The 4,444-nt window shown below is 68.9% G+C and carries 1 protein-coding gene and 1 pseudogene; one reads left to right on the top strand and one right to left on the bottom strand.

Annotation, left to right across the window (positions count from 1 at the left end; all coding sequences use genetic code 11):
• Positions 1 to 3,033 (bottom strand): PGRS repeat-containing protein (locus DQP56_RS25670; protein ID WP_353617221.1); only part of this gene is annotated, 3,033 nt, incomplete at its 3' end.
• A 979-nt stretch (positions 3,034 to 4,012) separates the two neighbouring features.
• On the opposite strand from DQP56_RS25670, the pseudogene DQP56_RS22755 reads away from it, so the two are divergent.
• A pseudogene (locus tag DQP56_RS22755) lies at positions 4,013 to 4,444 on the top strand (hypothetical protein); the annotation flags it as partial.

The raw sequence follows: 4,444 nt of genomic DNA, 5'->3' as shown, positions 1-4,444 counted from the left end.
GGCGACACCGCCCGGCTGAGCGACCAGGACGCCTTCTCCCCCGGCGCCGCCCTGGCCGCCGTCGATGCCGGCACCGCCGACGCCACCGGTGGCGGTGCTGTTGGTGCCCGTCGGGGTGTCGCCGGTGACTGTGCCGTTATTCGCGGTAATGACACCGGCGCCACCGTCACCGCCGGTTCCGCCGTTGGTACCGGCACCGCCGGTGTTGCCCACCGCGTCGGCGTAGCTGACGGATCCACCGTTGCTCGCCAGGATCAGCCCACCACCGCCGTCGCCGCCGACGCCACCCTTGGCGTCACCGGCGCCGGCGTTGCCACCGGTGGCGCTGCTGTGGGCGATGCTGGTGCCGTTACCGTCGGCCACAATGCCGGCGCCACCACCGGTGGAGCCGTTGCTGCCGACCCCGCTGGTACTACCGGCAGCACCCGCGCTGCCATCCCCACCGACCGCGATGTTGTCGGTCACGGTGCCGCCGTTGAAGCCGATGATGACGGCGCCACCGCCACCACCGCCGCCGCCGCCGCCCTGGCCGGCGGTCGTACCGTCAGCGTCTGCACCGGCCCCGCCGGCACCGCCGTGACCGCCGGTCGCCCCATCACCGATGGCACCACCGTCGGCACCGGAACCACCGTTGCCACCATGGCCGGCGGTGCCCTCACCACCGGTGGTCACCGCGCCACCGTTACCACCGGCACCACCATGGCCACCCGTGAGGGCTCCAGCGCCACCGTCACCACCGGTGCCACCGTTGCCGGCGGTGCCGTCGGTGGTCGCGCCACCGGTACCACCGGTGCCACCCGAGCCGCCAGTGCTCGCCCCGATCAGACTTCCCAGGCTTGTGGTGTCGGCCGGGGCACCGGTGCCACCGTCGCCACCATCACCACCGGCACCGGCGGCGCCGTCCTCGGAGCTACCGCCGACGCCGCCGTTACCGCCGTGGCCACCGGCCAGCGTGCCGTACAGGCCGGTGTTGCCCTCACCGGTGGTGTCACCACCGCGGCCACCGTCACCACCGCGGCCACCAGTGTCGGTACCGGTCGCATTCGCACCGGCACCACCCTGGCCGCCGTAACCACCGTGACCGGAGCCCTCACCACCGGCACCACCGGTACCACCGTTACCGCCCACGCCGTCGTCGCCGACCGCGCCACCGGTACCACCGTTACCGCCGGTGCCGCCGTAGACGCCCTTACCGCCGACGCCGCCGTCACCGCCGGTACCGGCGTGATAACCCGTACCACCGTTACCGCCGGTGCCACCGCTAGCGCCCGCACCGATTGAGTTGGGGTTCGCCGGGCTCAGACCGTTGCCGACGAAGTCACCATTGCCGTCCCTGGTCGCATCGCCGCCGGTGCCACCGGTCCCACCGTCACCACCATCACCGCGGTGAGCGTGCGTGCCGTCGACTTCTTCACCACCCTGACCACCGTTACCACCGTTGCCGCCGGTACCGCCGGCGGTGGGCGAGTTGACCCCACCCTGGGTGCCATCGGCACCGGCCGCGCCGTCGCCACCGTTGCCACCGACGCCGGCCGCACCCGCAGCAGCGCGCGTGATGCCGTCGGCCTCTAGGCCGCCCTTGCCGGCGTTGCCGCCGACACCACCGTCGCCACCGTTGGCGCCGGCCGCCGCAGTCGGGTCGGTGGCGGCGTCATAGCCCTGACCACCGACACCACCGTTGCCGCCCTTACCGGCGTGACCATTGGCGCCGTCGGCGGCGTGGTCACCGCCACCGGAGTCACCACCAGCACCGCCCTTGCCGGCGTTACCACCGTCGCCACCGTTGCCACCGGTCCCACCGGTCGTGTGGTCCTTGGTGCCCGCATCACCGGCCTCACCGTTGGAACCGGCGGTGCCGCTACCACCGGCACCACCCACACCACCAGTGCCATGCTGGCCGTCGGTGGAACCCTCACCACCGACACCACCATTGCCGCCGGCGCCACCATTGCCACCAGAGATACCCGGCCCAGCAGTCGGGTCACTGGCCGCGTCATAGCCGGCACCACCGAGACCACCCTCGCCACCGTTACCACCGACGCCCTGATCAGCGGTCGCACCGCTAGCACCGTTGCTGGCGAACCAACCACCGGCACCGCCGGCACCGGCCTTACCCGCAGCACCACCGGCGCCACCTTCACCACCGTCACCACCGGCCGTGCCGCCCGGGTGGACCGAGTCACCGGCAGTACCGTCATCGCCGGCACCACCGACACCACCGGTGCCGCCCATACCGGCCGCACCACCCTTGCCGCCGGCACCGAAGAACATCGAGCCCTTACCACCGGCACCACCGTTACCACCGGCGCCACCGGCCTTACCCGCGGTGCCGTTGCCATCACCACCGTTGGCGAAGCTGCCCGCAGCCCCGGCCGTACCGACCGCGCCCATGCCACCATCACCACCAGCACCAGCAGTGCTGAACAAGCCCCACAGGGCGGCGTCACCACCAGCACCACCATTGCCGCCGGCATCACCACCGTTGCCGCCGTCACCACCGGCACTGAACCACGAGAACAACCCGGCAGCACCACCATCGCCACCATCACCGGCACCGTAACCGTCACCACCGGCACCACCATCACCACCGAACAACCCGGCCTGACCACCGTCACCACCGTCATCGCCGGCAACGCCCGTGCCGTCGGCGTTCCAGCCATCACCACCGTTACCCCAGATCCAGCCACCGGCACCACCATTGGGATCGGCAGCAGTGCCATCGGAACCATCACCAAACGGCTTGAGCCAGTTGATGTCACTCCAGTTGAACGACGCCGCGGCAGAACCGGCCAGCGTGGCATCGGCGGCGCCTCCAACGGCGTTCATATCCAGATCGGCCAGCACCGCATCCCAGGTGGACTGGCTGCCCAGGCCGTCGAAGAACGCCGTCCAGCTGGCCGGGTCCAACACCGCCTCCCAGGCGCCCTGATCCCCCAAATTGGCGCCCAGGCCAATCACGGCGTCACCCAGACCCTGACCCAGCAGGTCGACCAGCAGGTCGTCGAAGTCGGCCTGCGCCGATGGCGCAGCCACCAACGGAGCCATACCGAACGCGAGGAACGCACCCACTGCGCTCCCAGCACCGATCACCCGGCTACTGCGACGACCTTTGGACACGTTTTGACGGCGACGAGACATGACGATTTTCCCCTTTAGCTTGCATATAAGGCGGCGTAACAAGCCCTGCGAAAAGGTAGGTTAATCCTAATTCTTCTCCCGTCAACCCCTGTGTAGAAATCCGGACTGGAGTCGGTTACCGGACCGTAAGCGACCCTGACCTGCGGATATGAATCCCAGGGACCTGATCTACGACTCAGAACTGCTTAGAACGTTCCAAAATTCTCAGAAAAAGATAGCGTGTCACGCCCGCTCCGCGGGCCACCCAACATGTTGAGCGGTGATGGAAACCGCAGGTCATAGGCCATTTATCGCCGGCCGTCGGCGGGATCGCCGCGTCCGAAGCGCCGCCACGAACCGACGCGATCCGCCAAAGAAATTTGCAGCCGCGTCAATCGGATAATTGACGTCCCCGCAAATTTGTTGACGTCACGGCCCCGACTCGGTGCACCCCAGGTGGACCAAATATTCACGCGCTACCCGAGCGAGACACCAGGTGATTCCCAGCTGCGGGGGCCCGCAATACCGGATGGTTTCCCAAGCTGAGCCCTTCAAATCCATCCCGGCATTTACTTATTTCAGCAATGCTCCATGTCCGCAATCAGCAGTCGTACTGACACGCCCCGCCGCGGCCTGCTGGGCAAAACTGCACGTCCAGGGTCAGCGCCCACCTCGGGTCCGGCCGCGCGCCCGGAGGCCAACGAGTTTCCATCCAACTTCGGGGACTGCCGCCGTCGTCCCTTGCTAGCTTGTTCCGAAACGCTCAGCCTCGCCATAGGAAGGCGAATGCGAGATGGCCCAGCCACAACTTCGCAGTAGTGGAAACGCTCGGACTGCTGTCCACCGAAAATCCGCCGCTGCGGGGGCCACCGCGGGCGTAATCCTGGCCTTCGGGATGGCCTTCGCTGCGCCCCCGGCACAGGCCGAGCTGTTCGACGACGCCTTCGACCAGATGCTGTCGCCGTTCCTCGACGCCACCACCGGGGCACTGGACTGGGGCACGCTGACCTCCCCGGCCGCCTGGGACGCCTTCCTCGACCCGGCGCACTGGGACGGCGTGCTCGGTGGCCTGATCCCGGGCCCGGCCGACACCACCGCCTTCGACCCGGCCGCGCTGTTCCAGCAGTTCATCTACACCCCGCTGCACGGTCACCTGCAGGCGTGGATCACCAGCGACCTCGGCCAGCAGGTCGACGGCACCATCAACGCGCTGTTCGGCTCGACGGTGATCGGCAACGGCGCTGCCGGCACGGCCGAGAATCCCGATGGTGGGCCCGGCGGCTGGCTGTTCGGTGACGGTGGGGCCGGCTGGAGCAGCACTGACGGG

This window comes from Mycolicibacter senuensis (assembly GCF_003284925.1).
Taxonomy (GTDB): Bacteria; Actinomycetota; Actinomycetes; order Mycobacteriales; family Mycobacteriaceae; genus Mycobacterium; species Mycobacterium algericum_A.
This window is presented reverse-complemented; position numbering and strand designations above follow the sequence as displayed.